General features: G+C 55.7%; 19 protein-coding genes. 10 read left to right on the top strand and 9 right to left on the bottom strand.

What is annotated here, in order from left to right:
* Window positions 1-10: 10 nt before the first annotated feature.
* The gene (locus tag ACQ3G7_RS08350) at window positions 11-2,008 is read left to right on the top strand and encodes a TonB-dependent receptor domain-containing protein (RefSeq protein ID WP_430889498.1); all 1,998 of its coding nucleotides are present in this window, start codon (window positions 11-13) and stop codon (window positions 2,006-2,008) included.
* 59 nt (window positions 2,009-2,067) lie between these two features.
* Here the strand turns inward: ACQ3G7_RS08350 and ACQ3G7_RS08345 are convergent, their stop codons facing one another.
* From ACQ3G7_RS08345 to tamA, 3 genes are read right to left on the bottom strand one after another with little or no spacing between them, the layout of a single operon-like run.
* The gene (locus ACQ3G7_RS08345) at window positions 2,068-2,415 is read right to left on the bottom strand and encodes a gamma-glutamylcyclotransferase family protein (RefSeq protein WP_263098290.1); all 348 of its coding nucleotides are present in this window, start codon (window positions 2,413-2,415) and stop codon (window positions 2,068-2,070) included.
* A gap of 2 nt (window positions 2,416-2,417) precedes the next feature.
* A complete protein-coding gene (gene tamB / locus ACQ3G7_RS08340) occupies window positions 2,418-6,200 on the bottom strand; it encodes an autotransporter assembly complex protein TamB (RefSeq protein WP_430889497.1) in 3,783 nt (1,260 codons plus the stop codon).
* A complete protein-coding gene (gene tamA / locus ACQ3G7_RS08335) occupies window positions 6,197-7,930 on the bottom strand; it encodes an autotransporter assembly complex protein TamA (protein ID WP_263098292.1) in 1,734 nt (577 codons plus the stop codon). Before tamA ends, tamB begins: the two co-directional genes overlap by 4 nt.
* Window positions 7,931-8,175: 245 nt before the next feature.
* On the opposite strand from tamA, the gene msrA reads away from it, so the two are divergent.
* The gene (gene msrA / locus ACQ3G7_RS08330; RefSeq protein ID WP_430889732.1) at window positions 8,176-8,820 is read left to right on the top strand and encodes a peptide-methionine (S)-S-oxide reductase MsrA; all 645 of its coding nucleotides are present in this window, start codon (window positions 8,176-8,178) and stop codon (window positions 8,818-8,820) included.
* A 181-nt stretch (window positions 8,821-9,001) separates the two neighbouring features.
* On the top strand, window positions 9,002-10,336 hold the full coding sequence (paeA, locus tag ACQ3G7_RS08325) for a polyamine export protein PaeA (protein ID WP_430889496.1): 1,335 nt from the start codon (window positions 9,002-9,004) through the stop codon (window positions 10,334-10,336).
* Window positions 10,337-10,417: 81 nt separating this feature from the next.
* On the opposite strand, the gene ACQ3G7_RS08320 is transcribed toward paeA, so the two are convergent.
* Complete coding sequence (locus tag ACQ3G7_RS08320; RefSeq protein ID WP_008501430.1) at window positions 10,418-10,624, bottom strand: DUF1107 domain-containing protein; 207 nt, start codon at window positions 10,622-10,624, stop codon at window positions 10,418-10,420.
* Window positions 10,625-10,948: 324 nt separating this feature from the next.
* Between ACQ3G7_RS08320 and ACQ3G7_RS08315 the strand changes: the two genes are divergently transcribed.
* A complete protein-coding gene (locus tag ACQ3G7_RS08315) occupies window positions 10,949-11,506 on the top strand; it encodes a YtfJ family protein (protein ID WP_430889495.1) in 558 nt (185 codons plus the stop codon).
* Here the strand turns inward: ACQ3G7_RS08315 and cysQ are convergent.
* On the bottom strand, window positions 11,496-12,236 hold the full coding sequence (gene cysQ, locus ACQ3G7_RS08310; RefSeq protein WP_263098296.1) for a 3'(2'),5'-bisphosphate nucleotidase CysQ: 741 nt from the start codon (window positions 12,234-12,236) through the stop codon (window positions 11,496-11,498). The genes ACQ3G7_RS08315 and cysQ overlap by 11 nt on opposite strands.
* 191 nt (window positions 12,237-12,427) lie before the next feature.
* On the opposite strand from cysQ, the gene ACQ3G7_RS08305 reads away from it, so the two are divergent.
* Entirely contained in the window at window positions 12,428-14,371 is a 1,944-nt protein-coding gene (locus tag ACQ3G7_RS08305; protein ID WP_430889494.1) for a bifunctional 2',3'-cyclic-nucleotide 2'-phosphodiesterase/3'-nucleotidase, read from the top strand.
* Window positions 14,372-14,438: 67 nt separating this feature from the next.
* Here ACQ3G7_RS08305 and ACQ3G7_RS08300 read toward each other — a convergent pair whose 3' ends face one another.
* Window positions 14,439-14,831, bottom strand: a complete 393-nt coding sequence (locus ACQ3G7_RS08300; protein ID WP_263098298.1) for a winged helix-turn-helix transcriptional regulator — start codon at window positions 14,829-14,831, stop codon at window positions 14,439-14,441.
* Window positions 14,832-14,915: 84 nt separating this feature from the next.
* On the opposite strand from ACQ3G7_RS08300, the gene ACQ3G7_RS08295 reads away from it, so the two are divergent.
* The 3 genes from ACQ3G7_RS08295 (at window position 14,916) to ACQ3G7_RS08285 (ending at window position 17,716) form a co-directional block, all read left to right on the top strand.
* Window positions 14,916-15,764, top strand: a complete 849-nt coding sequence (locus ACQ3G7_RS08295; RefSeq protein ID WP_430889493.1) for an SDR family oxidoreductase — start codon at window positions 14,916-14,918, stop codon at window positions 15,762-15,764.
* Window positions 15,765-15,847: 83 nt separating this feature from the next.
* Window positions 15,848-16,672, top strand: a complete 825-nt coding sequence (locus tag ACQ3G7_RS08290) for an AraC family transcriptional regulator (RefSeq protein WP_430889492.1) — start codon at window positions 15,848-15,850, stop codon at window positions 16,670-16,672.
* Window positions 16,673-16,747: 75 nt separating this feature from the next.
* Window positions 16,748-17,716, top strand: a complete 969-nt coding sequence (locus ACQ3G7_RS08285; protein WP_430889491.1) for a DMT family transporter — start codon at window positions 16,748-16,750, stop codon at window positions 17,714-17,716.
* 45 nt (window positions 17,717-17,761) lie between these two features.
* Here ACQ3G7_RS08285 and ACQ3G7_RS08280 read toward each other — a convergent pair whose 3' ends face one another.
* Entirely contained in the window at window positions 17,762-19,417 is a 1,656-nt protein-coding gene (locus ACQ3G7_RS08280; RefSeq protein ID WP_430889490.1) for a methyl-accepting chemotaxis protein, read from the bottom strand.
* 273 nt (window positions 19,418-19,690) lie between these two features.
* On the opposite strand from ACQ3G7_RS08280, the gene ytfE reads away from it, so the two are divergent.
* Window positions 19,691-20,356: an iron-sulfur cluster repair protein YtfE gene (gene ytfE / locus ACQ3G7_RS08275; protein WP_430889489.1), complete on the top strand. Its 666-nt coding sequence runs from the start codon at window positions 19,691-19,693 to the stop codon at window positions 20,354-20,356.
* 59 nt (window positions 20,357-20,415) lie between these two features.
* Here the strand turns inward: ytfE and cycA are convergent, their stop codons facing one another.
* Entirely contained in the window at window positions 20,416-21,828 is a 1,413-nt protein-coding gene (cycA, locus tag ACQ3G7_RS08270; protein ID WP_263098303.1) for a D-serine/D-alanine/glycine transporter, read from the bottom strand.
* A 301-nt stretch (window positions 21,829-22,129) separates the two neighbouring features.
* Window positions 22,130-22,750: a BamJ family beta-barrel-assembly machinery protein gene (bamJ, locus tag ACQ3G7_RS08265; protein ID WP_263098304.1), complete on the bottom strand. Its 621-nt coding sequence runs from the start codon at window positions 22,748-22,750 to the stop codon at window positions 22,130-22,132.
* A 264-nt stretch (window positions 22,751-23,014) separates the two neighbouring features.
* Here bamJ and ACQ3G7_RS08260 point away from each other — a divergent pair, with 264 nt between their 5' ends.
* On the top strand, window positions 23,015-23,659 hold the full coding sequence (locus ACQ3G7_RS08260; RefSeq protein ID WP_430889488.1) for a LysM-like peptidoglycan-binding domain-containing protein: 645 nt from the start codon (window positions 23,015-23,017) through the stop codon (window positions 23,657-23,659).
* The last annotated feature ends 16 nt before the right edge of the window (window positions 23,660-23,675 follow it).

The following is a 23,675-nucleotide window of genomic DNA, read 5'->3' as shown; positions in this document are numbered from 1 at the left end:
ATGGAAAAAAATGGATAACAAACACATTGCGCTCACCGGTGTGGTGACACTGCTGGCGGGTTCTGTTTTCACGGCGCAGGCACAAGAGACGCAAACCAGCGCCGACGAAGATGAAATGGTGGTGACCGCCGCAGGTTTCGCGCAGGAAAAACGCAACGCACCGGCCACGATTTCGGTTATCGACAACACTGCGCTGGAAAAAAAAGCCAACCGTAACGTGGGTGAAGCCGTGCAGGATATTCCCGGGGTACTGGTGGGTGATGGCGCCAGCAATATTGCCTCCGGCGATATTATGATCCGCGGGATGGACTCCTCCTACACCGCGTTTATGGTCAACAGCGTGAAACAAAATACCGGTGAGTCACGCCCGTACGGGCAAAATATTGGCGCGGAGATGAACTTCCTGCCGCCCATGTCAGCCATTGAGCGTATTGAAGTGATCCGCGGGCCGATGTCTTCGTTATACGGCTCAGATGCCATCGGCGGCGTGGTCAACGTGATCACCAAAAAACCCTATGGCCTGACCGACTGGACCGGCGCGCTGGCGAACAACTACTTTATTCAGCAACACAGCGCTTTTGGGAACACCAACCAGTTGAACCTGTTTGCCATGGGGCCACTGGTACCAGAGAAGCTCGGGCTGAGCGTGGCGGCCGACTGGCTGAATCGCCGGGATGACGAACGCAGCAACTATTTTATTAAGCACGATCGTAAATCGGTGGATATGACGCTGGGGCTGGCGGCCAATGAAACCAACCTGTTCGATTTGAATGTGGTGGTCGGCGCGCAGGAGAAAAACCGGACGCACAACACCCCATGGTTGTGGAGCTTTGATCGCGATGCCGTCACCCTCAGCCACTCGGGCTGGTATAACGACGATGCGATAATAACCAGGAACTATATTAACTACGAAAAAGGCAAGTCCAAATACTGGTATGACGGGCTGACGCCGCAGTATATCGCCACGGAAAACTACGTAGCCAACAGCCAGACGACCTTCACGCTGGATACCCATAAACTGACCGTCGGCGCTAACGTTACCCGTGAGGAGCTTAACGATCGCTTCGATGTGGCGCATAAAGAAGCCCCTGGCGTCGATCCGGTGACCAAAATCAGCCGTGATGGCTGGGCGCTGTTTGCCGAAGATGGCTGGGAGATCGGCGACGTTACCCTGACCACCTCGGCACGTCTGGATCGGGATAACTACTTCGGTACGCATATCACGCCCAAACTCTACGGCAACTGGGCGGTCAATGACGCCTGGACAGTGAAAGGTGGGATCTCATCCGGCTATAAAAAACCGGAACTGCGCGCCACCTCAGGCGACTTTGTTACGCCGCACGGCTCCACGCCGCCTTACCCTTACCTCACGGTGGGTAACGAGGATCTGAAGCCTGAGAAAAGCGTCAACGCCGAACTCGGTCTGTACTGGACCGGTGACGATCTGGCGCTGGATGGCACGGTGTTCTACACCGACTTTAAAGACAAGATTGCAGAGCAGACCATCTGCGAAACCACCGCCGATGTCCAGTGTTCGGTGAATGGCTATAACGCCGACTCTATCGACAAGTATTTCAATATCGGCAAAGCCGAGGTGTACGGTGTTGAACTGAATGGCGACTGGCACATCACCGAAACGGTCAAAGCCAATGCCAACTACACCTTTAACCACAGCGAACAAAAAAGTGGTGTGAATAAAGGCTTTGCGCTGAACGACTTCCCGCGCCATATGGTGAACCTGTCGCTGACCTGGTCAGCCACACCGGATCTGGATCTGTGGAGTAAAGCCAATTACCGCAGCCACAACCGCGACAGCGGCGATCACAATCTGTATGACGCTTACACCATGGTGGATGTCGGCGCGCGTTATCAGCTGAATAAAAATACACAGCTACTGGCGGGGGTGTATAACCTGTTCGATGCCGATCCGAAACGCGTCAGTAACTGGGGCGAATATGGCGTGGTGGAAGGTCGCCGCTACAACGTTGGCGCACGCATTGAGTTTTAACCCCGCGAACCCGCAATAAAAAAACCGCGCCCTGCGGCGCGGTTCTCTGAGAACAACGATTACTGGTACTTTTCTCTGTCGAGCCAGTTACCACTTTCGATAAAAGTCTTGCCTTCAACCGAACGTTGATACACATACATCCAGGCGCTGCCATACGGCGTCTGGATCAACTGGCGTTTATATTCGCCGCCAGCGGTGCGCAGCGCATCCAGCTCACCGAGCGTTGCCGCATCGATGCGATACACTTCGCCCTGTACGCTTCCTTCGCCCGGTACCGCACCCGGGTAATGCCCCAGACTAAACAGCTGATGATTTTCGACGCAAAAATCCCCCAGCCACTGTGCATTGGTCATCCAGTGGCTGTTGCCTTGTTTGCTTCGTAAACTGCCGTAGACAAATATTCGCATTGCTAAAACTCAAACTGATAGAGCAAATCAAGTGCCTGATCTACGCCAGACACCGCTTCAAGATACAGCTTAGGCATCAGGCGATAACGTAACGTGAGAGTCGCCAGTGAGTCAAAAATTCCGACACCATATTTTACCTGCAGACCCGGCAGCACGTAGCCACTGACCACTACCTGGGAGGAGTCGCCTACCCCCTGAGTATCCAGCGCCAGATTGCTTACGCCAAACGTCTCGCCGATTTTACCCACAACCTGCCCACTTTGTGCAACCCCCAGGCCTACAAGCATTGAGGTCATTGCGGCGCTATCGCTCTGTTCACTGTCCAGACCCTGCCCGCGAAGCAGGTAAGAAAGCGCTTCCTGCTGCGACATCGCCGGATCGGAAAAGATCTCCGCTTTAGGTTCATCGGCAGTTCCGGTCACGCGAACCCCGGCAATAACATCATTTTCCGTCGCATCCGGGTTACGGATCGCCTCAATATTCAGCAGGGGCTGATCCGGTGGACCGGAGAACAGCAGTTCCCCTTTGCGCACAATCAAATCCTGACCATAAGCGTGGAAACGCCCTTCCGGGATCGTGATCTGCCCGTTAAGCCCCAACCCTTGCTTATCCTGCGCCACTTTCAGGTCGCCGGTCAGCCGCGCTTTGAGCCCAAACGCATCCAGACGCACATTGTTGCCAACGTGGATAACCAGATTACTGTTGATCGGGATCGACGTGCTTTGCGGTTTCTCAGGTTTCAGTTGATCGTTAAGCATCACCTCATCGCCAGAGACGCCGACTGCGCTTTCCGGCACGTCATGCACCACAATGCGTGCCCACGGCACATCCACGCAGCCGTCAAGCGTAAACAGGCTCGGTGTGGCTTCAAACACCACATCCGGCGACACATCCAGCCGCACCATCGGCGGCACGGTAATGCGCACTTTGCTGCCCTTCGCCGCTACCCGCGCGCGCCAGTTATTGATCTGACTCCAGTCTGCATCACCGCTGAGGTTAATCTGCCCCTGACCGGTGCGCACCACGCCCTGAAGCACGGAGCTCGTACCGTTGAAATTTATCGCCAGCTGACTGGGCTGCATGTCGAACGGCATAAAGTTGCCTTCGACATCCAGTCCGTTCAACCCCAGCTGCCCGAACAGTTGCGGGTTCTGCGCGTTTCCGCCCAGTCGCAAATTGGCGTTCAGCGTACCCGCCGCTTTTTCACCCCGGCTGAAGATGGCATTGGCCATTGCCAGCGAGAAGTTGCGGATATTGACGTTGCCGCCCAGATTCCGTCGCCCTTGCGGATCGGTGACCTGCACCTGACCATCAAACTGCCCATTGTTGGTCAGCCGAATCAGCCAGCCGAGATCGGCGCGGTCGTTACGCAGTTGGGCGTTCAGGTTCAGGGTATCAAACGCCACCGGCAACGGCGCATCGTTCACCACCTGCGTCACCTTCACGTTACGTCCGACGAGTGTCACCTGCCCCTGCGGCAGCCCGGCCTTTGTCGTGTCCCAGCTCACATCGGCTTTACCGCTAAACACACCGCTCGCCTGGGTGGTCTCCGGCATAAAAGGCTTCAGCATGGCGAGGTCGAAACGGTTAAGGTTCACCAGCGCGTGGCCTTCCGCCCCGGCATCAATCGGTTGCGGCACGCACAGCTCGGCGTTGGGGTTAAGCCAGCAGTGCGGGCCAATGGCGATTTTCTGCTCCAGGTTCCGGTAATCCAGCGTGATTGGCCGGTTGATCGACCACGGCCCTACCGGGGTGGCAAAGCGCGTATTACTGAGCGAGCCTTTCCAGCGCTGCTCCTGGCGATCGAAACTCCCCGCCAAATCCAGTTGCCCGGAAACCGGCTCTCCCTGCACACGCAACTGTAAGGTGTGCTGTTTTTCGCTCCCCTCCGCAGCCAGCGTCACCAGGCCCAGATTGACATTGACACCCGGCTGCACAATACGCTCCACGCGCACATTGAGCTTCCCGGCAATTTGCTCGCTGGATTTCACATCCCCGTCGACCCGCACACGGGCAACGGAAAGATCCTGCCAGCGCAGATTATTGGCTGTGATGTCCGCCAGCACTTGCGGCGCATCGACCGTGCCGCGAATGTTCACTACGCCTTTGGCGCTGCCGCCAAGGCCCGGCAGTGCGTTATCCAGGCCTGGCGCATCAATATTGGCATCAAGATTGAGATCTTTTACCCCCAGTTCACCTTTGATATCTGCCCTGTTGCGCCCTAACTCCAGATGCAAACCGGGAATGATCCATTGTAAATAGCTATTGCCCTTCAGTTGCCCGGCGACATTCACCTTGTTGTTTTTCACGTTACCGTTCAGCTTCAGCTCCGGCACATCCACCTGCCAGCTACCGCCGTACAGGCTACCGCGCGTTTTGATCAGGCCATTCAGTTTTGACGGCCATGCCGGGAAGGCTTTTGCCGTATCAATCCCGTTCAACGCCAGTTCGCCGCGCCAGCTGATCGCCTGCTGCCAGTCGAGCAGCGCCGTGAGCTCGGTTGTCCCTTCCAGCGCAGCAATGGTCAGCTTATCGAGGTTGATTTGCTGCTCATTGCCTTTTGCATCTAGCCGGATGGCGGCGGGCGGCAGATCCTGCCCTTTCACCGCAGTACGGAACGCCAGCGTGTAGTCGGTCATCTTGCCGGTCAGCGTCAGCGAGACATCATCCGCCTGATACTGTTTCTCACCGGTAAACGGCCAGTAGAGTTGCTTACTGGTCATTGCAACCTCCAGCGGCAAACCGGCCTGGGCCAGTTGCGTTTGCGCCCGCAGCGTCATATCCACCGGGCCGGAGAGGTTCACATCCATAGTGAGCTGTTGGCGCACGTCGCCGCCAACCTGCAGCTTCACCTTTTCGCCTTTTAGCGGCTCCACATTCAACGTGCTGTTGAGGGTAAAATCCACCGGCCAGTTATCACGCAATTGTGCGCGGCCCGTGGCGCTGACCTGCCCCTGGTTCGAGTCGATATCCAGCGCATCGAGCGTCATTTGCCCGTCAAGGCTGCTCACTTTCAGCAACAGGCTGCGCACCAGAATATCCGTGTCGCCGGTGAGTCGCAGTTGCTCACCGCGAAACGACTCAATATTGAGATTGAGCGGCAAATGCACATCGGTCATTTCCGGTAACAGCGGTTTGGCAAACAGCGCTTTCAGCGTTTCGCCGAGCGGCTTTTCCTGCGGCTGCGGGTTGTGGATTTTCGGTTCAACCACCTCTTCCTGCGCCACCTTCGCCACTTTCGGCAGCGCAATCAGCAGCCCTTGCAATGAGGTGGGTTTCAGCGTCAGGTTTTTCTCTTCCCAGCTCAGCCCGGAACTGAAATCCATCACAGAGACGGTTGTATCGTCAATCTTGATATTCACATTGTTCAGCGCCACCCGGCTGAGCGTAATCGGGTACGGCGTGGAGAGGTTCAGCGGCCCGCTCTCCTCTTCCTGCACAGGGGCGGCAGGCGGCATCTTTTTACTGTCGATCGCCACGTTGATATCTTTCAACGACAGATCGTTGACGCACAGGCTACTGCTGCGCAGACAGCCCAGATTCACCGCCAGGTGGATTTCCCCGGCGTTCACTGCCACGCCGGGCTGATCGTAACGCAGGTTTTTCAGCGTCAGATCGCGCCAGCCCCCCGTTACCTGAGTAATGTGCAGCCCCGGCACCCAGCGGTTCGCCGCCTTAAACAGCAGATGAAGCCCGCTGGTGGTCCCCACCAGAAAGGCGACCGTCCCCAGCACTAACAGGATAAACACCAGTACGCCGAGGCTGATTTTCTTCCATAAACTCATAATTCTGGCCCCAGACCGATGTAAAACTGCACCCCATGTTCCTCTTTGTCGCCGACCGGAACGGCGAAATCGAGTTTGATTGGCCCGACAGGCGACTGCCAGCGCACGCCAACACCCGCGCCGGTTTTAATGTCGCTCCGGCGGATATCGCTGACCGCTTCGCCGCTGTCGATAAACGCCGCGCCCCACCATTTCCCGGTGACGTTGTACTGATACTCCAGCGAGCCGGTCGCCAGTTTTGAGGCACCGATCAGCTTGCCATCGTCATCTTTTGGCGCGATGGATTTGTATTTGTAACCACGAATGCTGCGATCGCCCCCGGCGAAGAAGCGCAGATCCGGCGGTACACGATCAAAGTCGCCGGTCTCGATCCACCCCAGGTTGCCGCGCACCACAAAGCGGTGGCGATCGTAGAGCGTGCGGATCCAGACGTTTTGCGCCTGCAAGACGAGGAAGTCGACATCCGATCCCCATGCGGTGTTGGAATAATCCACCGAGTAGCGCTGGGAGTCGCCCCAGGTCGGCATCAGGCCGCCGCGAGAGCGGGTGCGGCTGATCATCACGCCTGGGTAGAGCAACATGGTGGTATTGGTGACGCTGGCTTGCGTAAAGTGGTCAAGGCTCCAGCGCAGGTTAATGGCGCGCTGCCAGCCGCTGGAGAGATCCCAGTAGCGCGAAAGCGCCAGCGTAGTGGAGTCGGCTTGCGTATCGTTCAGGTCAGTGCGCTTAAAACCGCCCTGCACCAGATAGTATTGTTCAAGCGGGTTTTTCAGCAGCGGCATCTTATAACTGAAATCCAGTTGCTGCTCCGGCGCGGAGACGCTCATGCTGGTGGTCAGACTGTGGCCGTAGGAGTTCATCCACGGCTTTTTCCACGTCGCTTTCACACGCGGCCCCACATCTGTGGAGTAACCCACCCCGGTTTCAATGGTGTTTTCCGTACGCGGCGAGACCACGCCCTTCAGCGGCAGTACTTTGGTTTGCCGCGCTTTATCGAACTCCGGTGCTACCACCACCGACTTGAACCAGCCGGTGGCCGACAGACGGCGGTTCAGTTCCGCCAGGTCTTTGGTCTGGTAATAATCGCCCTGGTGAAAAGGCACCAGGTTTTGCAGGTACTCGTCGCGGATTTGCGACCCTTCAAATGTTACCGCGCCAAACCGGTAGCGCTGACCGCTGTCATAGTCGATGTCCCAGAACGCCTGATGCCTGTCGAGGGCGACGCCCAACTGGCTCTTATTGAACTGGCTATCGAAGTAGCCTTTACGCAGCGCGACGTTGGTGAGGCTTTTTTTAAAACCGTCATAGTCGCTGTGATTGAGCACCGTGCCATTGGCCGGGCGTGTTTTGAGTAAATCGAGGTAGTCACTGTCGGTACGCGCACCGCCGCGCAGGATCACGTCGGTGCCGCCAATCCGCACGGGTTCGCCTGGCGAAACCCGCGCGATCAGCACCTGTCGCCCCTTTTCCGGCGGCGGGCGCAGTTCAAAATCAATGGTAGGCTCGTAATAGCCTAACGCTTTTAACCCTTCGCGAATGGCATCATCCACGCGTGCCTGAAAACGTCTGTCAGGCGTAACTTCATCACTCTGGATCGTGGATAACTGGGCGCGCACATTTTTTTGCAGCGCCCCGGTCAGCCCCTCCAGTTGCAATCGCACATTGGCAGCGAAAGCCGTTTCGCTCGCCAGCAACAAACCGGCAAAACATAAAAGACGGATCTTTGGCACGTTCTCTCCTGAATATCCTTGTTCCCACCCCTGGAAGGAAACGTAAGCGCAGCTCCGCGCTGAGCCCTGCTCCGCCTTTGTGACGGAACACAAGCCGATAAAAACCCAAAACATGGGTTGAAAAACGGACGACTACCCCAAAATTTCTTATGTTTAAATCTAGTCTGTTTATGGTGCTTATTGTGTTAAAACACGCGCACCGTGACAACCTTGAACCGCAATTCGACCCTCCGGGAGGTTCCACCGTGAGTCTGTTTGATAAAAAAGAGCTTGTTTCTCAATCGGATGCATTACCCGGGCGCAATACACCGATGCCGGTAGCCAGTTTACATGCCGTTAACGCGCATTCAATGACCCATATTCCGGAAAACATGGAGATTGCCCTGTTCGCAATGGGGTGCTTCTGGGGCGTTGAACGCCTGTTCTGGCAATTACCGGGTGTGTACAGCACTGCGGCAGGGTATACCGGCGGCTTTACGCCGAACCCGACCTACCGGGAAGTGTGCAGCGGGCAGACCGGCCACGCTGAAGCGGTGCGCGTGGTGTACGATCCGAAGGTGGTAAGTTACGAACAGTTGCTACAGGTATTCTGGGAAAACCACGATCCGGCGCAGGGCATGCGCCAGGGTAACGATCACGGCACCCAGTACCGCTCGGCGATCTACCCGCTGACGCCGGAGCAAAACGACGCCGCCCGTGCCAGTCTTGAGCGTTTTCAGGCGGCGATGCGCAGCGCCGGAGACGATCGCCAGGTCACGACGGAAATTAAAACCGCCACGCCGTTCTACTACGCGGAAGATGATCACCAGCAGTACCTGCATAAAAACCCGTATGGTTACTGCGGCATCGGCGGTATTGGCGTTTGCCTGCCGCCGCAGCTTAACCCTTAACATTTTGCGGAAATACGCCATAAAAACGGGCAAAAATTAAGCCTCTGGTAGCTTGTAACACGCTTACGCTATACTAGCTCTCGAAATTGCCGGTCCACCGCTTCGGACCGGCTTTCATTGTGTTTACCACATGGATATTCAAAAACCCCTTCCGAGGATCCGGTCAATGGCTGGATAAATTATGTTAAACAGTATCTTAGTCATACTCTGTCTCATCGCAGTAAGTGCGTTTTTCTCGTTATCCGAGATCTCACTTGCCGCATCGAGAAAAATCAAACTCAAGTTGCTGGCCGATGAAGGCAGCATCAATGCGCAACGCATCCTGAAAATGCAGGAAAACCCCGGCACCTTCTTTACCGTGGTGCAAATCGGCCTTAACGCGGTCGCCATTCTCGGCGGTATCGTCGGTGATGCCGCCTTCTCTCCGGCGTTTTACAGCTTGCTGGTCAGGGTGGTTTCTCCGGAGCTTGCCGAACAGCTCAGCTTTATCATCTCCTTCTCGCTGGTCACCGGGATGTTCATCCTGTTTGCCGATCTGACGCCGAAACGCATCGGTATGATTGCGCCAGAAGCCGTGGCTTTGCGTATCATCAACCCGATGCGCTTCTGTTTATTTGTTTTCCGTCCGCTGGTCTGGTTCTTTAACGGCCTGGCGAATGTCATCTTCCGCATCTTTAAACTGCCGATGGCGCGTAAAGATGACATCACCTCTGACGATATTTACGCGGTGGTGGAAGCGGGTGCACTGGCCGGCGTGCTGCGTAAGCAGGAACATGAACTGATTGAGAACGTGTTTGAGCTGGAATCGCGCACCGTCCCTTCCTCCATGACCTCCCGTGAAAACGTGATTTGGTTCGATCTGCACGAAGATGAGCAGAGCCTGAAAAACAAAGTCGCGGAGCATCCGCACTCGAAGTTTCTGGTCTGTAACGACGATATCGACCACATTGTTGGCTATGTGGATTCGAAAGATCTGCTTAACCGCGTGCTGGCGAACCAGAGCATGGCGCTCAACAGCGGCGTGCAGATCCGTAACACGCTGATTGTGCCGGACACGCTAACCCTCTCCGAAGCGCTGGAAAGCTTTAAAACCGCCGGGGAAGATTTCGCCGTTATCATGAACGAATACGCGCTGGTGGTGGGGGTTATCACCCTTAACGATGTGATGACCACGCTGATGGGCGACCTGGTCGGCCAGGTGGAAGAGATGATCGTCGCCCGTGATGAAAACTCATGGCTGATTGACGGCGGTACGCCCATTGACGACGTCATGCGCGTACTCGATATCGATGAGTTCCCGCAGTCGGGCAACTATGAAACCATCGGCGGTTTTATGATGTTTATGCTGCGTAAAATCCCGAAACGCACCGATGCAGTGAAGTTCTCGGGCTATAAGTTCGAGGTGGTGGATATTGATAACTACCGAATTGATCAGCTACTGGTGACGCGTGTCGACACGCGTACAACGCTGCTCACGCCAAAGCTGCCGGATGCGGAAGAGAAAGGCGCAGCGTGACGCGCCACTAACGCTAAAATGTCAACGGCCCCATCGGGGCCGTTTTTTTATAGTACTTAAACTACTGCATAGCACGACGGGTTAAGCCATCTCAGTTTGCAGACGCATAACCTGACGGTTGACTTCAGACATCACAGACAGGTGCTGCTTGTCTTTCACTTTCGGGACCAGGATCTTGCCTTTGTCAAACTCGAAAGCGCCAACATCCTTGATATACAACCGTCCACGGAACAGGATTTTCACGTACTTGGCCACCTGAAGTGGATTGTAACGCTGGAAAATTTTCATTCTTTTATCTCCTGTAAAGCATTACGCCCTTGCGGTACCACAATCGGACCAGCGTTGATGAGCGCAAATTTAATGCTCAGTGACTATAGTTCAGAACCGCACTGATACATAGTGTGTATAAGTTTATTTACCTTTTGATGACAATTATTCAGAATTTTCTTTTCAGTGCGTTTCGCTATGCAGTATAAATCCGCATTTTTGTGCGGATATGTGCGTCCACCCGCAAACTGGCATCCTGATTGCGGGAAAAACGGATTGATCGCACATATGATTAAAATGGCCACCCAAGTGGTCGGATCACCTGCATAAACACAAGGAAAAACCATGACCCTACGTAAGATTCTGGCAGCGACATGCCTGTTACTGCCGCTGGTTGCTTCAGCCCATAACTTTGAAACCAACCAGCGCGTGCCGCCTGTGGGCATAGCCGACAGAGGGGAGTTGATGCTTGATAATGACAAGTTTAGCTATAAAAAATGGAATAGTGCCCAGCTTCCTGGCAAAGTGCGGGTTGTGCAACATATTGCCGGTCGGACCTCTGCCAAAGAGAAGAACGCCGCGCTGATCGAAGCCATCAAAACCGCCAACCTGCCGCACGATCGCTACCAGACCACCACCATTATCAATACCGATGACGCCATTCCCGGCAGCGCCATGTTCGTGCGCAGCAGCATCGAGAGTAATAAGAAACTCTACCCGTGGTCACAATTCATTGTTGATAGTGACGGCGTTGCGCGCAAAGCCTGGCAACTGGAAGAGGAAAGCTCGGCGATTGTCGTGCTGGATAAAGACGGGCGCGTGGCGTACGCAAAAGATGGCGGGCTGAGCCAGCAAGAGGTGCAGCAGGTCATCGCCCTGCTGCACACGCTGCTTAGTAAATAAAGACCCGGAAGCCGGGGTTGAGGAAGGACTCACGGGGGGTGTAATCCAGCGAACGCCCCTGCCAGTCGTTAACGTGCGCCCCGGCAGCCACCGCCACCGCATGCCCTGCGGCCGTATCCCATACGTTGGTCGGCCCGAAACGCGGGTACAGCTGAGCTTTCCCTTCCGCCACCAGGCAGAATTTCAGCGAGGAGCCGATCGCCGTGGTCTGGTGCTCGCCTAACTGGTGCAGGTACTCTTTCAGTTCGTCATCCGCATGGGAACGGCTGACGACCACCAGCGGCGGCCGGGCATCGCGCACCTGAATCTGATGATGATTACCCGCTTCATCTTTCCACGCTTTGCCGTCACCGGCGTAATACATCACTTTCAGCACCGGTGCGTAAACCACGCCCATGACCGGCTTCCCCTGGTCAATCAGCGCGATATTGACGGTGAACTCACCGTTACGCTTAATGAACTCTTTCGTGCCATCCAGCGGGTCAACCAGCCAGTAGCGCTGCCATGTCTGGCGCGTCTCCCAGCCCGGAGGATCTTCTTCTGATAACACCGGAATGTCCGGCGTCAGCGCCTGCAAACCGCGCACAATCACCTGGTGCGCCGCAATATCTGCGGCGGTGACCGGGGAGTCATCTACCTTGCTGGTGACATCCATCGGTTTGTGCCCATCGTAGACCTGCATAATGGCATCGCCCGCTTCCCGCGCGAGCCGACAAATTGCATCTAACATTCTCCACCTCTTGTCTGTTCAGTGGTTTGTAACTCGTTGTTTTACTTATATCGCATCGCACCGGAATCTGCCATCTGTGATAGTGATTGCGTTTTCTTTACCCACTTTTATGGCAGTATTCACAATTCTGTAAGCAACAAAATGTACATAACAATTTCTTTTGTGGCCCAGATCGAAAAAGGATGCCTCTGATGATTAAGTTTAGTGTAACGCTTCTTGCCACGCTGATCGCGGCAAGCGTCCAGGCCGCGACGGTGGAGTTGCGGATTCTGGAAACCACTGATTTACATAGCAACATGATGGATTTTGATTACTACAAAGACAGTGCGACGGAAAAATTCGGACTGGTGCGCACCGCCAGCCTGATCAACGCCGCCCGCCAGGAAGTCAAAAACAGCGTGCTGGTAGATAACGGCGACTTAATCCAGGGAAGCCCGCTCGGCGATTATATGGCGGCAAAGGGACTGAAAGCGGGTCAGGTGCACCCGGTCTATAAAGCAATGAACACCCTGGATTACGCCGTCGGCAACCTGGGTAACCACGAATTCAATTACGGTCTCGATTACCTGCATAAAGCGCTGGCAGGCGCGAAATTCCCCTACGTCAACGCCAATATCATTGATGCGAAAAGCAAAAAACCGCTGTTCACACCCTACCTGATTAAAGAGACGGCTGTTCAGGATAAAGATGGCAAGGCACATACTCTGCGCATTGGTTATATCGGTTTCGTGCCACCGCAAATCATGGTCTGGGATAAAGCCAATCTGAGCGGCAAAGTGACCGTCAACGACATCACCGAAACGGCGCGTAAATACGTACCGGAGATGCGCGCCAAAGGCGCAGATCTGGTGGTGGTGGTCGCGCATTCCGGCTTGTCTGCGGAACCGTATCAGGCAATGGCGGAAAACTCGGTCTACTACCTCAGCCAGGTACCGGGCGTCGATGCGATTCTGTTTGGTCATGCGCACGCGGTGTTCCCGGGTAAAGAGTTTGCCGCCATTAAAGGCGCAGACATCAGCAAAGGCACGCTGAACGGCATTCCGGCGGTGATGCCAGGCATGTGGGGCGATCATCTGGGCGTCGTCGATCTGGTGATGAACAATGACGCCGGTAAATGGCAGGTTGCCGACGCCAAAACCGAAGCGCGGCCCATTTACGATACGGCGGCGAAAAAAGCGCTGGTCGGCGAAGACAGCAAACTGGTGGCGATCCTGAAACACGATCATGACGCCACCCGCGAATTTGTCGGTAAACCGATCGGCAAGTCCGCCGACAACATGTACAGCTATTTGTCGCTGGTGCAGGACGATCCCACCGTGCAGGTGGTGAACAACGCGCAGAAAGCCTATGTTGAGCACTTTATTCAGGGCGATCCGGATCTGGCGAAATTGCCGGTACTCTCTGCTGCCGCGCCGTTTAAAGCCGGAGGACGTAAAAACGATCCCGCCAGTTTTGTTGAAGTGGAAAAAGGGCAACTGACGTTCCGCAACGCAGCGGACTTGTATCTCTATCCGAATACGCTGGTGGTGGTCAAAGCGACCGGTAAAGAGGTGAAAGAGTGGCTGGAGTGCTCGGCAGGCCAGTTTAACCGTATTGATCCGCACAGCGATAAGCCGCAAAGCCTGCTGAACTGGGACGGTTTCCGGACCTATAACTTCGATGTGATCGACGGCGTTAATTACCAGATTGATGTCACGCAACCGGCGCGCTATGACGGGGAATGCCAGAGCATCAATCCGCAGGCGGAACGCATTAAGGATCTGACCTTTAACGGCAAGCCTGTCGACCCCAACGCCGTTTTCCTCGTCGCGACCAATAACTACCGCGCTTATGGCGGCAAGTTTGCCGGGACCGGCGATAGCCATATCGCGTTTGCCTCGCCGGACGAGAACCGTGCGGTGCTGGCAAAGTGGATCAGTGACGAATCCAAACGCGCCGGTGAAATCCACCCGGCGGCGGATAATAACTGGCGGCTGGCGCCCATTCATACCGACAGTAAGCTGGATATCCGCTTTGAAACCGCGCCAACGGATAAAGCCGCTGCGTTTATCAAAGACAAGGCGCAATACCCGATGGAAAAAGTGGCGAACGACGAGATCGGTTTTGCCGTCTATAAAGTCGATTTAAGCAAATAACAGCGGTGCCCTGTCCGGCCTGAACCGCAGGCCGGATGGCGGCTGTCGTGTTACCCGATCTACGCAGCTACGCCACCTGTTGGGCATGGTGCGCCAGCACCTGGGGAACATTCAGTTCGATCCAGTCCGCCAGCGCGGCAACCTTCTCACTCACCTGCTCACCGAGCGGGGTCAGGCTATACTCCACATGCGGCGGCACCACCGGATAAGAAACGCGGTTGATAAAGCCATCCTGTTCCAGCCACTGCAAACTCTGCGACAGCATCTTCTCGCTGACCCCGCCCATTTTGCGGCGCAGATCGCTAAAACGATGGGTGCCATCGCGCAGCGCAATCAGGATCAACACGCCCCAGCGGCTGGTCACGTGCTTGAGCACCTCCCGGGACGGACACTGCTCTGCGAACAAGTTGCCGTTGCGCACTTGCTCGCTCAACGTCAGAGGGCGAGATTCTTTTTTCATACTTACCTTTTTGTACGTACTTACTAAAAGTTAGTTAAGGTGATAGCGTACCACGACACTCACCGAAATCGAAGGAGAATACCCATGATCGCACTTACCGGCGCGACCGGCCAACTGGGCCAGTTTGTGGTAGAAGAACTACTGAAAACCGTGGCGGCGAAACAGATTGTCGCTATTGTTCGCAACCCGGCAAAAGCCGAATATCTCAGCCAACAAGGCATCCTTGTGCGTCAGGCTGATTACGGCGACCAGGCTGCCCTCACTCAGGCACTGGCCGGGGTCGATAAATTGCTGCTGATCTCCAGCAGTGAAGTCGGCCAGCGAGCCGTACAACACCGCAACGTGATCAACGCCGCCAAAGCTGCGGGCGTGAAATTTATCGCCTATACCAGCCTGCTGCATGCGGATACCTCCCCGCTTGGCCTGCACGTTGAACACGTCGAAACTGAAAAAATGCTGGCGGATTCCGGCATTCCTTATGCGCTGCTGCGCAATGGCTGGTACAGCGAAAACTACCTCGCCAGCGCGCCTGCTGCACTGGCGCACGGGGTGTTTATTGGCGCGGCCGGAGAGGGCAAAATCGCCTCGGCAACCCGCGCGGATTATGCTGCCGCCGCAGCGCGTGTGATCAGCGAAGAAGGGCATGCTGGCAAGATCTATGAACTGGCGGGCGACACCGCATGGACACTGAGCGAACTGGCGGCACTGCTGAGCAAAGCGAGCGGTAAAAACGTGGTGTATCAGAATCTGAGTGAAGCCGATTTCGCCGCTGCGCTGAAAGAAGTGGGCCTGCCGGAGGTGTTTGCGAACCTGCTGGCGGACTCCGATGCGGGCGCGGCAAAAGGCGGTCTGTTTGACGACAGCAAAACGTTGAGCAAACTGATTGGCCGCCCGACCACACCGATTGCCGACAGCGTCGACACCATTCTGTAAACGTTACAGGTTGGTTAATTTTTGTAGCCTCCTGCCAGGTCATCCCTAATAATAGAGAGATGGCCTGTGCGGAGGAACCTGAAGTGGAAGGCGTACCAGAACAGTTTAACGACAAGCGAGATTGCGCCAGTTTTCGTCATCTGGATTTACTGCCAGGGGTCGAGCTGTACCACGCGCATATCTCCCGTTACGCCTTTGAACCGCACACCCATGAAGCATTCGGCATTGGCGCGATTGAAGCGGGTGCCGAGCGTTTTCGTTATCGCGGCACGCAATATATCGCCCCGGCGAATTCCGTGGTCACTATGAACCCCGATGAGCTGCATACCGGCGAAGCGGAAACCGCCGACGGTTGGCGTTATCGCATGGTCTATCTGGAGCCAGCGTTACTGGAACAGGTTACCGGCATCCGTCATTGGTGGTTTAGCGATGTCACGCGTCACGATCCCTTGCGCACCCGGCTGATCTGCGCGCAGATCCACAGTCTGTGGCATACCGACGATCCACTGGCGCAACAGGGGATCCTGCTGAATCTGATCGACACGTTCCGCCCACTGGCGCACCATGCGCCGCAGCGTCCTGAGGGGGCGCACCGTTTTGATCGGGTGCGCGAATACCTGCACGATAACTATATGCACAGCCTGACGCTGGATGAGCTGGCAAATGTCGCAGCGCTCAGCCCGTATCACTTCCAGCGCCAGTTCAAGGCCCATTTTCACGTCACCCCGCACCAGATGCTGATGGCAATCCGCCTGTGGCGCGCCAAAGCATTTCTCTCGCAGGGCATGCCCGCTGCCGATGTCGCTGCGGCGACCGGTTTAAGCGATCAGTCGCATCTCACCCGCGCCTTTACCCATCGTTACGGCATTACGCCGGGACGCTACCAGAAACAGGTTGCGCGCCGTTAATGCGCAATCTCATACAATATTCCTGCCTGTCACTTCCCTACACTGCTTCTGAACAAGAGAGAAATGGATGGGAAGATGATTAGTGGTGTGTTGTACGCCCTGCTTGCCGGGCTGTTGTGGGGGCTGATTTTTGTTGGGCCGCTGATTGTGCCGGATTACCCGGCGGTACTGCAATCAACCGGGCGCTACCTGGCATTGGGGCTGATTGCCCTGCCGCTGGCCTGGCTGGGCCGTGCGCGCCTGCGCCAGTTGACGCGCAGCGACTGGGTCACCGCGCTGTGGCTGACCATCATGGGCAACCTGATTTATTACGTCTGCCTGGCTAGCGCTATCCAGCGTACCGGAGCGCCGGTCTCCACCATGATTATCGCCACGCTGCCAGTGGTGATCCCGGTGTGCGCCAACCTGCTCTACAGCCAGCGAGACGGTAAACTCTCGTGGCGGCGTCTGTCACCTGCATTGGTGTGCATTGCGCTGGGGCTGGGGTGCGTAAATATTGCTGAACTGCGCCACGGTTTGCCCGATTTCAGCGCCTGGCGCTACGGCTCCGGTATTGCGCTGGCCTTTACCTCGGTCGCCTGCTGGGCATGGTATGCATTACGTAACGCCCGCTGGTTGCGGGAAAATCCGGATAAAAATCCGATGATGTGGGCCACTGCGCAAGCGCTGGTGACGCTGCCGGTGTCGCTGGTTGGGTATATTGCCGCCACGCTGTGGCTCTGCGGACAACAACCGGACTTTGCCCTGCCTTTTGGCCCGCGTCCGTGGGTGTTTATTGGCCTGATGTTTGTGATTGCGGCGTTTTGCTCATGGGTTGGCACGCTGTGCTGGAACATCGCCTGCCAGAGGCTGCCCACCGTGATTGTCGGCCCGCTGATTGTTTTCGAAACCCTTGCCGGGCTGCTCTATACCTTCCTGCTGCGCCAGAGCATGCCGCCGCTACTGACCTTCTGCGGCATTATTTTGCTGGTGGGCGGCGTGGTAACGGCGGTGTTATCAAAACCGGTGAAAACCCGCGTTACGCCGCTGAGTGATGCGACGTAACGCGGTGGGAAGATGACCCGGCCGGAGAAGCCGGGTTAACGCGATTTAGAAGGTTTCCCAGTTCGCTTCATTGAAGCTTTCCGCCGCTTTCACTGTTGGCGTGCTGACCGGAGAACGCAGCGCGGTGGTTTTGGCGCGCTGTGTGCGGTTGACCTTAAACACCGCCACGGTTTCGGTCAGGCGCGCCGCCTGCTCTTCCAGTGCGGCTGCGGCAGCGGCAGACTCTTCCACCAGCGACGCATTCTGCTGTGTCACACGATCCATCTCAGCCACGGCCTGGCCCACCTGGTCAATCCCACGGCTCTGCTCATCAGACGCCGAGGAGATTTCCCCCATAATATCCGTCACACGCGTGACCGCGCTGACGATCTCGGCCATGGTTTCACCCGCCTGGTGAACCAGCGCCGCCCCCGCATCAACGCGGTTGCCGGAATCTTCGATCAGCCCTTTGATCTCTTTCGCCGCCTGGGCGCTGCGCTGCGCCAACGTACGGACTTCACCGGCCACCACCGCAAAACCACGCCCCTGCTCACCCGCGCGGGCGGCTTCTACGGCGGCGTTCAGCGCCAGGATATTGGTCTGGAAGGCAATGCCATCAATGACGTTGGTGATCTGCGCAATTTTGCTCGAGCTGGTGGCGATTTCATCCATCGTACGCACCACGCCATCCACCACCTGGCCGCCTTTTTTAGCGGTACCGGACGCATTCAGCGCCAGTTGCGTTGCCTGACGGGCGTTGTCGGCGTTTTGTTTCACCGTGGCAGTCAATTGCTCCATGCTGGCTGCCGTCTCTTCCAGAGAAGCCGCCTGCTGTTCGGTACGGGAAGAGAGATCGTTGCTACCGGCGGAGATTTCGCCCGCACCGGTATAAATTGTGTCTGCGCCATCACGCACCACACTCACGGTTTTCACCAGCGACTGCTGCATCTCCTGCACGTTTTTCGCCAGCAACGCCATCTCATTTTTGCCATCGGCGTTAATGTTGTGCGTCAGGTCACCAGTGGCGATATGACGAATATGACCCATCACTTCGTGCAACGGTTTCAGCAGGACGCGCTGCATTGCGGCCCAGCTCATCACGATAACCGCCAGTACCACCAGCATGACCAGCGCGATGATCCACATAATGCGCTGGTAATCACGTTCGTTCTCGACGACGCCTTCGTTCGCCAGCACGGTCTGTGCATCACGCCATGCGCGGTAGCTTTTTTGCATCGCGGTCTGCTTCTGCTCGGCGTTCTGGCGGAACATATCTTCCAGTTTACCGGCCAACAGCAAACGGTTCATTTCCGTCAGCGTGGCATGGTAGACGCCATACTGGGTTTCCAGATCTTTCGACAGATTTTTGTCGAGACCCGGGGTTTCCGGAATGGCTTTGTATTTGTCGAAATGCTTTTGTGCCTGGTTCAGCAGTTCAGTGGCATTGTTTGCCAGTTCACTGAGTTGCCCACCGTTAATCTGGCTGGCGGTGCTGCTTTGCAGACGCAGCATGCCGCGGTTCAGCGTCACGCGCGCCTGGTTAAGGCTGATCCAGGCATCGGTAAATTCGGAAACGTTCTGGCTGGAAACCTGAGAAATGGTGAAGTTGTTTTTATCGTTATTCAGCGCGCTGATAAACACGCCTGCGGAGATCAATTGCATGGCGCCAAGCACGAGTAACACCATGATTAACAATGTAATAACTTTAATTCGTTTGAACATTATAGGCCTATAGTAAGTGCAGGATATTGTCTGAGGTGTTTGTATCGGCAGTGCGACAGAGTTGTTTAATCTTGCAACATTCTCTTATCCAAAACTTTCCCAAAAAATCATCTGCATTCAATATGTTAACATCGAAAGAATTTTTGTGATGAATATCACGGTTTTTTGCCTGTGAAAGGCATAAGGCCATTCCCGCTGCCCCGAAAGGGGTATATCATCGCCATAAAGATGTATTTAAAATACAACTTATAATTTCACGATGAGGTAACTGCTATGGCTTTCCGCGATCAACCCCTGGGTGAGCTGGCGCTCTCTATCCCCCGCGCCTCCGCTCTGTTCCGTAAATACGATATGGATTACTGCTGCGGCGGTAAGCAAACGCTGGGGCGCTCAGCGGCCCGCAAAGAGCTGGATATTGAGGTTATCGAAGCGGAGCTGGCGACGCTGGCGGAACAGCCGATCGACAAAGACTGGCGCATCGCGGGGCTGGCGGAAATCATCGAACACATCATTGTGCGTTACCACGATCGCCACCGTGAACAACTGCCGGAACTGATCCTGCAAGCCACCAAAGTGGAGCGCGTTCACGCCGACAAACCTAACGTGCCGCGCGGTTTAACCAAATACCTGACGATGCTGCACCAGGAACTCTCCAGCCACATGATGAAAGAAGAGCAAATTCTCTTCCCGATGATCAAACAGGGTATGGGGTCGCAGGCGATGGGGCCGATCAGCGTGATGGAAAGCGAGCATGATGAAGCCGGTGAGTTGCTGGACGTGATCAAGCACATCACTAATAACGTGACACCGCCGCCGGAAGCCTGCACCACCTGGAAAGCGATGTACAACGGCATTAATACGCTGATTGATGACCTGATGGAACACATCAGCCTGGAAAACAATAATCTGTTCCCGCGTGCCCTCGCAGGCGAAAAATAAAGGCGCCCGAGAGCGCCCTTGATTCATGGAAGTTTAGAGCCGCATTGCGGCTCTTTTTTTTATGGCTGGCGGTCGGCCAGACGCTTTTTACCGGCGTACAGCCAGCCTGCGCCCAGCACCACAAACCACAGTGGCGTCACCAGCAGTGCCTGGCGGGTGTCCGTTTCCAGCGTCAGCAGCGCCAGCACAAAGACAAAGAAGGCCATGCACACCCAGCACATCAACTTGCCCAACGGCATTTTGTAACTGGATTGCTCATGCAGGTGCGGACGCTTCTTGCGGTAGACCAGGTACGAGCAAAGAATAATCGTCCAGACAAACATAAACAGGATCGCCGACACGGTCGTGATCATGGTGAACGCCGCAATCGCGCTCGGGTTCACATACAGTATCGCCACGCCGCCGAGCAGGCACAGGCAGGAGAAGGTCAGCCCTTTCGCCGGAACGGCGCGTTTAGAGAGTATCCCGAACGATTTGGGCGCGACGCCATCCTGCGCGAGGCCAAACAGCATGCGGCTGGTGGAAAAGACGCCGCTGTTGGCGGAAGAGGCCGCAGAGGTCAGCACCACAAAGTTAATGATGCTCGCCGCCGCCGGGATCCCTACCAGTATAAACAGTTCAACAAACGGGCTCTTATCCGGCACCACGGAACTCCACGGCGTCACCGACATAATGACAATCAGCGCAAACACGTAGAACATGATAATGCGCACCGGGATCGAGTTAATGGCGCGCGGCAGAGATTTCTCGGGATCTTTGGTTTCCGCGGCGGTTGTGCCCACCAACTCAATACCCACAAACGCAAACACGGCAATCTGGAACCCGGCAAAGAAACCGCTGATGCCTTTCGGGAACCAGCCACCGTCATTCCACAGATGCGCGAAAGAGGCTTCTACGCCAGCCGGTGATTTGAAGTGCATCAGCACCATCACCACACCCACAATGATCAGCGCGACAATGGCGACGATTTTGATCATCGCGAACCAGAACTCCATCTCGCCGAACATTTTTACCGTCGCGAGGTTCAGACTCAGCAGCACAAACACCACCGCCAGCGCTGCCACCCAGTCAGACAGACCAGGGAACCAGAACTGCGCATATGCCGTGATCGCCACCACGTCCGCCATACCGGTTACCACCCAACAGAACCAGTACGTCCAACCGGTGAAGTACCCCGCCCACGGCCCCAGCAAGTCGGCAGCGAAGTCGCTAAACGATTTGTATTCGAGATTCGACAGCAGCAACTCGCCCATTGCACGCATAACGAAAAACAGCATAAAGCCGATGATCATATAGACAAAAATGATCGAAGGGCCGGCGAGGCTGATGGTTTTTCCGGAGCCCATAAACAGCCCGGTGCCGATGGCGCCGCCGATAGCGATTAGCTGGATATGTCGGTTAGTAAGATTGCGCCGTAGCGACTGTTCAGCCGGGGCCTGTTCGTCGGCCACGACTTTAACCTGATCTACCATGTTTAGTTCCTGTCTGTGTTGTGTTGGGGCTCTGCTGGCCTTTTTTATCTGCGCGTTCCGCCCTTTCCAGGACGCAACGATATTAGGTAAGAATCGGCGGGATGAATACTCTGAATTAAATCTAATGTTAAATATTTGTTTAAAGTGAGTGTCATATCACTTACTTAATGCGAAATAGTTCACAAAAATACACCCGATCGTGCAGTTTGCAAGATAATATATTGATAATAGTTTTATTAACGAACGATCAGCGCAGTCAGACAACCTCTCTCCTGACGGAGAGAGGTATTCATGCGGGGAATTACAGGATTTCCAGCAGTTCCACGTCGAAAATCAGCGTACTGAATGGCGGAATCGATGCGCCAGCGCCACGCTCGCCATATGCGAGGTTGTGCGGAATAGTCAGTTCCCATTTGGAACCCACCGGCATCAGCGTCAGGGCTTCGATCCAACCGGCAATCACGCCGTTAACCGGGAATTCAGCCGGTTCGCCGCGCGCCACGGAACTGTCGAAGACCGTACCGTCGATAAGTTTACCGGTGTAGTGCACGCGAACGCGGTCGGTGCGCGCCGGAATAGCGCCCTCGCCCTGGTTGAGCACGCGGAACTGCAGGCCGGATTCGGTGCTGTTCACGCCTTCACGCTCACGGTTTTCATCCAGATATTTCACGCCTTCCGCCGCCATTTCTTCAAAACGTGAACGACGAACCGCATCGGCACGCTCGTGAATTTCGCGCAGCGCGCGATGTACAACATCAACCGGCACGGCAGGTTGTTTGCCCGCCAGCGCGTCCGCGATACCCGCGACCAGCGCTTCCGGTAACAGCCCCTCTAACCCGGATTCGCTCAGCTGCTGTCCTACCTGTAAACCAATGCCATAGCTGGCTTGCGCTTCGATCGTGTCAAAAGTTGGGGTTGTCATGGGTTTTCCTTCCATCGCTTTTTAAGGTAGCGCGCAGCATAACAGTCGCGCTGCGCCGGGTACAACTTTGTCTCAGGAAAGATGACAAATCACCGAGAAAGGGAAAGAATAACGGGAACCAGGATAAATCCTGATTTGTGGTCGCAAGAAGCCGCTTTACACCATCAATCAGGCAGTTATCCGCCGAAGAAACGACGCTAAAAGCATAACGTGTATATACTCAACGAGACAGGACATTACATGACGCGGAGCAGGAGGAAAGCCATGCCCGGGCGCTTTGAACTGAAACCTACCCTGGCGAAAATCTGGCACGCCCCGGACCATTTTCGCCTGATGGACCCGCTCCCGCCAATGCACCGTCGTGGTCTGATCCTCGCCGCTTTACTGGTGGTGGTAGGTTTCCTGCTCCCGGCAACGGACACAACATCCACCGCTCCCACATCTGCTCCCCGTGAAGCGCAAATTGAGTTGCCTTCATCAACATCAACGACGACACAACAAACCGCACCAGAGCAGACACCGCCGCCAGTGGTGAGCGAACCACAGCAAACAACAACATTTAGCGAGCCGCAGCAGCAACAGCCCGTTCAACAACAGCAACCCGCCGCCACCCAGAACCGGCCGGTCGCCTCGTCTGGCGGTATTGAGCAGCAGTGGCGTGCGTATCGCGTTGAAGAAGGGAAAACACTGGCGCAACTGTTCCGCGACCATAACCTGCCGCCAACGGATGTGTATGCAATGGCAAAAGTGGAGGGTGACGGTAAACCGCTCAGCACATTGCAAAGCGGCCAGATGGTGAAAATTCGCCAGAACGCCAACGGCGTCGTGACCGGGCTGACCATTGAGACCGGTGGCCAGCCGGTGCTGTTCACCCGCCAGCCGGACGGCAGTTTTATTCGCGCCCGCTAAATTCACCGCCGGGTAG

The organism is Kosakonia sp. N21 (assembly GCF_050587465.1).
Taxonomy (GTDB): Bacteria; Pseudomonadota; Gammaproteobacteria; order Enterobacterales; family Enterobacteriaceae.
Note: the sequence above shows the minus strand (reverse complement) of the source record. Positions and strands in the feature narration are given on the sequence as shown.